The organism is Solidesulfovibrio sp. (genome assembly GCF_029978005.1).
Lineage (GTDB): Bacteria > Desulfobacterota > Desulfovibrionia > Desulfovibrionales > Desulfovibrionaceae > Solidesulfovibrio.
The window spans coordinates 1-5490 of the sequence record NZ_JARKOZ010000133.1 but is presented as its reverse complement, the minus strand read 5'-3'; the positions used below and the strand labels follow the sequence as shown (position 1 = coordinate 5490).

The 5490-nt window shown below is 67.7% G+C and carries 5 protein-coding genes; 1 reads left to right on the top strand and 4 read right to left on the bottom strand.

Annotation, left to right across the window (positions count from 1 at the left end):
- Window positions 1–285: 285 nt before the first annotated feature.
- Window positions 286–1122: a ribonuclease H-like domain-containing protein gene (locus tag Q1K70_RS15020; RefSeq protein WP_300161167.1), complete on the bottom strand. Its 837-nt coding sequence runs from the start codon at window positions 1120–1122 to the stop codon at window positions 286–288.
- 142 nt (window positions 1123–1264) lie between these two features.
- On the opposite strand from Q1K70_RS15020, the gene Q1K70_RS15015 reads away from it, so the two are divergent.
- Entirely contained in the window at window positions 1265–2251 is a 987-nt protein-coding gene (locus Q1K70_RS15015) for a class I SAM-dependent methyltransferase (protein WP_300161165.1), read from the top strand.
- Window positions 2252–2482: 231 nt separating this feature from the next.
- Here the strand turns inward: Q1K70_RS15015 and argB are convergent, their stop codons facing one another.
- Genes argB through hslV form a run of 3 tightly spaced genes read right to left on the bottom strand, consistent with a single transcriptional unit; the run spans window position 2483 to window position 5354 of the window.
- The gene (argB, locus tag Q1K70_RS15010; protein WP_300161163.1) at window positions 2483–3376 is read right to left on the bottom strand and encodes an acetylglutamate kinase; all 894 of its coding nucleotides are present in this window, start codon (window positions 3374–3376) and stop codon (window positions 2483–2485) included.
- Between the two features lie 21 nt (window positions 3377–3397).
- The gene (hslU, locus tag Q1K70_RS15005; protein WP_300161161.1) at window positions 3398–4774 is read right to left on the bottom strand and encodes an ATP-dependent protease ATPase subunit HslU; all 1377 of its coding nucleotides are present in this window, start codon (window positions 4772–4774) and stop codon (window positions 3398–3400) included.
- 37 nt (window positions 4775–4811) lie between these two features.
- On the bottom strand, window positions 4812–5354 hold the full coding sequence (hslV, locus tag Q1K70_RS15000) for an ATP-dependent protease subunit HslV (RefSeq protein ID WP_300161159.1): 543 nt from the start codon (window positions 5352–5354) through the stop codon (window positions 4812–4814).
- Between the last annotated feature and the right edge of the window lie 136 nt (window positions 5355–5490).

Sequence of the window (5490 nt, the reverse complement as noted above, 5' to 3'; positions counted from 1 at the left end):
TTTAAGATTAGGTCAGTAAAATTCCTTTAAATCTCGCCCCGCAGGGGCGACGGCCTGGGGGCGGAAATTGCCCTGCCGAGCCGGCCGCGTCAGCGGCGGCAGCGGCAGGGAAAATTCCGCCCCCATCTTCGGTCCGCTGCGCGACGACCTCCCGGTGACGCTCTGCCCTCCCGCCCAACCACGCCGACGAGGGGGTCCGGGGGGCATCATGCCCCCCGGTGGGGTTCGGGGCAAAGCCCCGATGGGTCCAGGGCAACGCCCTGGCGGGTGCAGGGCAGCGCCCTGCTATTTCCGTGAGAACGCCCAGGCCAGGCGGCGCAGGACGCGGGGGTCCGGGACGTGGGGATTGACGCCCGGCCGGGGGATGTCCAGGCGGTAGCGGTCGGCGAAGGGCGTCTGTTCGAGCAGGTCGTTGACGGCGTGGGCAAGCAGGACCGGCAGGGCCAGCACGTCGGCGGCGTTGTAGGCGAGCAGCGTCTCCATGAGGGCCGGGTCGGCGGTTTTGACGTATTCGCGCCACAGGACCACGGCGAAGTAGCCGTCCGCGCCGGTCAGGTCGCCCCGGTCCACGCCGTAGTGGAGCTCGCACTTCTTGAGCCCGCCCTTGATGCCGATTCCGGTGAGCACGTTGCGCAGGTCGATGTGGGCCTTGGGCAGGGTCGCGCCCAGGTGCGACTTGAGCACCGGGGCGTCGAAGCAGCGGCCGTTGAAGGTGACGAGGACCTTTTTCTCCAGGATGTCGTCGGCGAAGTCGTGCAGATTTTTCCCGTGGGCGTAGGTGCGCACGGTGTCGATGCCGTCGTAGAGGGAGACGGCGGTGACTTCGTTTTTGGGCGTGCCGTCGGTTTCGATGTCCACGCAGGCGAGGTGCTCGCGGAAGTCGAAGAAGAGCCGCCAGTTCTCGGCCGGCGGCAGGCGCACGCCGAAGTAGTCGGCGTCGCCGGCGGCCAGGCGTTCCTTGGAGGCGGCCAGTTCGTCGCGCCACATGGGGACCTTGACGGACCCGAGCGGCGGCGTTTTGGCGTCGAGGAAATCGTCCCAGGTATGGATGCCGGCGGCCCAGAGGCGTTTTTCCGTGGACGGGCCGAGGCCGGGCAGGTGTACGAAGGTATGTCTGAGCACGCGTGGTGCCTTACGCCTTTTGCCGGCGGGGCTCAACCTCGGGCCGGCGAACGGCCGTGACGGCATCAAACCTGCATGGGTTACGCCGACCTGGAGATTTTTGCCGCCGGGTCCGGACCACGATTCCAAGGAAGGAGCGCCCATGCCGCGAATCAACGACGCCGCCACCACCTCGCCGTCAAGGCGGTTCGACGCGAGGATCGGTCGGGAACCCGTCATCGCCCGCGAGCTTTTCCGTCCCGGGCCGTTGCGGGACGACTTCGCGCGTCTGTCCCACCCCGCAGCGCCCATGGCCGACGCGGACATTCTGAGCCTGCTGCTGAAATTCTTCTACGCCTCCCTGTATCCCGGCTCCGAGGCCCATGCCGTGCCCCTGCCGGAGATCTGCACGCAGCTCGGGCGGTTTTACGACCTCTGGTCCCAGGAGGGCCCGGACGGCGCGGTGCCGCTGGCCGGGGAGTACAGCGCCTTTTCCCTGCGCATGCTGACGGACCTGCCGCGCACGGCCCACATCTTCCGTTCCGTGGCCAACAGGCCCCTGCCGCCGTCCCAGGTCCAGGACCCGTTTCTGGGCTTCGACTGCGGCACGGGAACGGGCGTGCTGCTGGCCGCCGCCTGGTTCCAGGCCAAGCGCAACGGCGTGGCCGAAACCCGGCTTTTCGGCATCGACATCGACCCGGAGATCGCCGCCCGCACGCGGCTGCTTTTCGACTCCCTGGGCCTCGGCGAGGTGCGCGTGGCCGACGCCCGGGAGAGCGCGGCCTATGCCGGCCTGCCCGACGGGCCGGTGGCCTTCGTGGCCAACGAGAACGTGGCCGCTCCCACGGCCCGGCTTTCGGCCGAGCCCTTTTCCGCCATCCATGCCACGCTGTTCGACACGTTCTCCAAGCGGCTCAAGAGCACGGTCTTTTTCCCCGAAGCCCTGGTCGTGCGCGACCGGGACAGGGAGATGGACGTGGTGCTGTCAAAAAACAACCGCTTCCAATTGCCGCGCCACTACCGCCATCTGCGGCCGCGCCCGCGCTCCATCGTCATCGAGGGCCGCCTGACGCGCCTGTGGCAGGTGGGCCGGGATTTCCACAAGTACCTGTCCGAATCCTGGCTGCCGGCCATGCCGGGCCGCTGGTAGGAGCGCTGCGGGGGATGGAGGGGGAACGCCTCCGGCGGCCAAAGGGCTATCGCCCTCTGGACTCCCTTACCGGTTACGACTCGAAAGATTTTTTCCTCGACGACTCGTCGCAATGACGCGCTTGCCCGCTTCGTTGCAAGCAGGCAAGCGCCCCCCTTTGGGGTGGTCCAGGAGGGGCCCTCGGCCCCTCCTGGCCGCCGAAGGCACCCCCCAGCTACTATCGCAAGCCGCCTACAGCATGCACCGCTTGCAGACGATTTCCGTGCCGATGCCGGAGTTGGTGAAGAACTCCAAAATGATGCAGTTCTCCACCCGGCCGTCCAGGATGTGGGCCTTTTCCACGCCCGCGTCCACGGCCTCCATGCAGCAGGTGACCTTGGGGATCATGCCGCCGGTCAGCACGCCCGAGGCCATGGCTTGGGAGGCTTCCACGATGTCGAGCGACGAGATGAGGTTCTTGTCCGCATCCAGCACGCCGGCCACGTCGGTCAAAAGCACCAGCCGCTTGGCCCCGAGCGCGCCGGCCACGGCCCCGGCCACGGTGTCGGCGTTGATGTTGTAGGTCTCGCCCTTCTCGTCCACGCCCACCGGCGCGATGACCGGGATGAAACCCTCCCCGAGCAGCGTGGTGATCAGCCCCGTGTTGATGCCCGTGACCTCGCCCACTTTGCCGAGGTCGATGATCTCGGGCGGGGCGTCGTCTTTTTCCAGCACCATTTCGAGCTTGCGCGCCGAGATGAGCTTGCCGTCCTTGCCGGACAGACCCACGGCCGCGCCGCCGTTTAAGTTGATGAGGTTGACGATGTTCTTGTTGACCTTGCCCACGAGCACCATCTCCACCACATCCATGGTGGCGTCGTCGGTGACGCGAAGGCCCTGGCGGAACTCGCTGGTTATGTTGAGCTGCTTGAGCATCTGGCCGATCTGCGGCCCGCCGCCGTGGACGATGACCGGGTTGATGCCGATGTATTTGAGCAGGATGACGTTGAGGGCGAAGCTCTTCTGCAGGGCCTCGTCCACCATGGCGTGGCCGCCGTACTTGATGACCACCGTCTTGCCGAAAAACTTGCGGATGTACGGCAGTGCCTCCAGCAGCAGCCGGGCTTTGGCGTGCTCGCGTTCCATGGGCCGTCCTCCAACGGTTGGTTACAGGATGTAGCGGGACAGGTCGCGGTCTTCGGCCACGTCGACGAGCTTGTCCCGCACGTAGGCCGGGTCCACCACCACGGTCTGGCCGCCCTGGTCCGAGGCAGAAAACGACAGGTCGGACAGGATCTTCTCCATGATGGTGTAGAGCCGGCGCGCGCCGATGTTTTCGGTCTCCTCGTTGACCCGGCGGGCGAACTCCGCCACCTCGCGCAGGGCCTCGTCCGTGAAGGTCAGGGTCACGCCCTCGGTGCCGAGCAGCGCCGTGTACTGCACGGTCAGGGCGTTTCGCGGCTCGGTGAGGATACGGTAGAAATCCTCGGCCGTCAGCGCCCGAAGCTCCACGCGCAGCGGAAAACGACCCTGCAGCTCCGGCACGAGGTCCGACGGCTTGGAGAAATGGAACGCCCCGGCGGCGATGAAGAGGATGTGGTCGGTTTTCACCATGCCGTACTTGGTGTTGACCACGCAGCCCTCGACCACGGGCAGCAAATCGCGCTGCACGCCCTCGCGGGAGACGTCCGGGCCGCTGCCGCCGCCCTGCTTGCCGCAGATCTTGTCGATCTCGTCGATGAAGATGATGCCCGTCTGTTCCACGCGTTCCTTGGCCGCCTCGGACACCTTGTCCATGTCCACCAGACGGTCGGTCTCCTCCTGCAAGAGCACCTCGTAGGCGTCGCGCACCCGCATGTTGCGGGTCTTCTTGCGCTGGGGGAACACCTTGGAGAACATGTCCTTGAACTGCGAGCCCATGTCCTCCATGCCCGGCATGGACATGATCTCCACCTGCGGCGCGGGCACGGACACCTCCACGGGCACGATCCGGTCGTCGAGCTTGCCCTCGCGCCAGAGCTTGCGCAGCTTGTCGCGGGTGCTCGCCGGCCCGTCGCCGGGCGGCGTCGGAGTCGGGGCCTCCAGGGCGGCCGGCATGGGGATGGGGTTGGCCCCGCCGCGCTGGGACTCGGGCAACAGCAGGTCCAGCAGGCGCTCCTCGGCGTTTTTCTCCGCCTTGGCCGCCACCCGGTCCTGCTCCTCCTTGCGAACGAGGTTGACCCCGATCTCCATGAGGTCGCGCACCATGGATTCCACGTCGCGCCCCACGTAGCCCACCTCGGTGAACTTCGTGGCCTCGACCTTGAAAAACGGCGACCCGGCCAGCTTGGCCAGCCGCCGGGCGATCTCGGTCTTGCCCACGCCCGTGGGGCCGATCATGATGATGTTCTTCGGCGCGACCTCGTCGCGCAGCGCCGGGTCGATCTGCTGGCGACGCCAACGGTTGCGCATGGCGATGGCCACCATGCGCTTGGCGTCCTTCTGGCCGATGATGTACTTGTCGAGCTCGGAAACGATCTCCCGAGGCGTCAGACTGGCGTGCATGCCTGCTCCTTCCATGACTCTGTATGAAGCGCGCCTGCTAGGCGCGGTCGATGGTCTCCACCACGATGCGGTCGTTGGTGTAGACGCAGATTTCGGCGGCGATGGCCATGGCCTTTTCCACGATCTCGCGCGGAGGCATGTCCGTGTGGCGCAAGAGCGCCCGGGCGGCGGCCAGGGCGTAGGGGCCGCCCGAGCCGATGGCGGCCACGCCGTCGTCGGGCTCGATCACGTCGCCGTTGCCGGAAAGCAGCAGCACATTGGTCGCGTCGGCCACGATGAGCATGGCCTCCAGGCGGCGCAGGTACTTGTCCTTGCGCCAGTCCTTGGCCAGCTCCACGCTGGCCCGCACCAGATTGCCGCCGAATTCCTCCAGCTTGGCCTCGAAGCGCTCGAAGAGCGTGAAGGCGTCGGCCGTGGAGCCGGCAAAGCCGATCACCACCCGGTCCTTGTAGATGCGGCGCACCTTGCGCGCGCCGTGCTTCATGGCCACGGCCTGGCCGAGCGTCACCTGCCCGTCCCCGGCCACGGCCACGCCGGCGTCCGTGCGCACGGCCAATATCGTTGTCCCACGTAACTGCATGCGATGCTCCATGGGGGGGGGGGGGGGGGGGGGGGGGGGGGGGGGGGGGGGGGGGGGGGGGGGGGGGGGGGGGGGGGGGGGGGGGGGGGGGGGGGGGGGGGGGGGGGGGGGGGGGGGGGGGGGGGGGGGGGGGGGG

Excerpts from the sequence above, each read along its gene's own strand:
- hslV (WP_300161159.1), bottom strand. The coding sequence starts at position 5,354 with ATGCAGTTACGTGGGACAACGATATTGGCCGTGCGCACGGACGCCGGC.
- Q1K70_RS15015 (WP_300161165.1), top strand. The coding sequence starts at position 1,265 with ATGCCGCGAATCAACGACGCCGCCACCACCTCGCCGTCAAGGCGGTTC.
- hslU (WP_300161161.1), bottom strand. The coding sequence starts at position 4,774 with ATGCACGCCAGTCTGACGCCTCGGGAGATCGTTTCCGAGCTCGACAAG.
- argB (WP_300161163.1), bottom strand. The coding sequence starts at position 3,376 with ATGGAACGCGAGCACGCCAAAGCCCGGCTGCTGCTGGAGGCACTGCCG.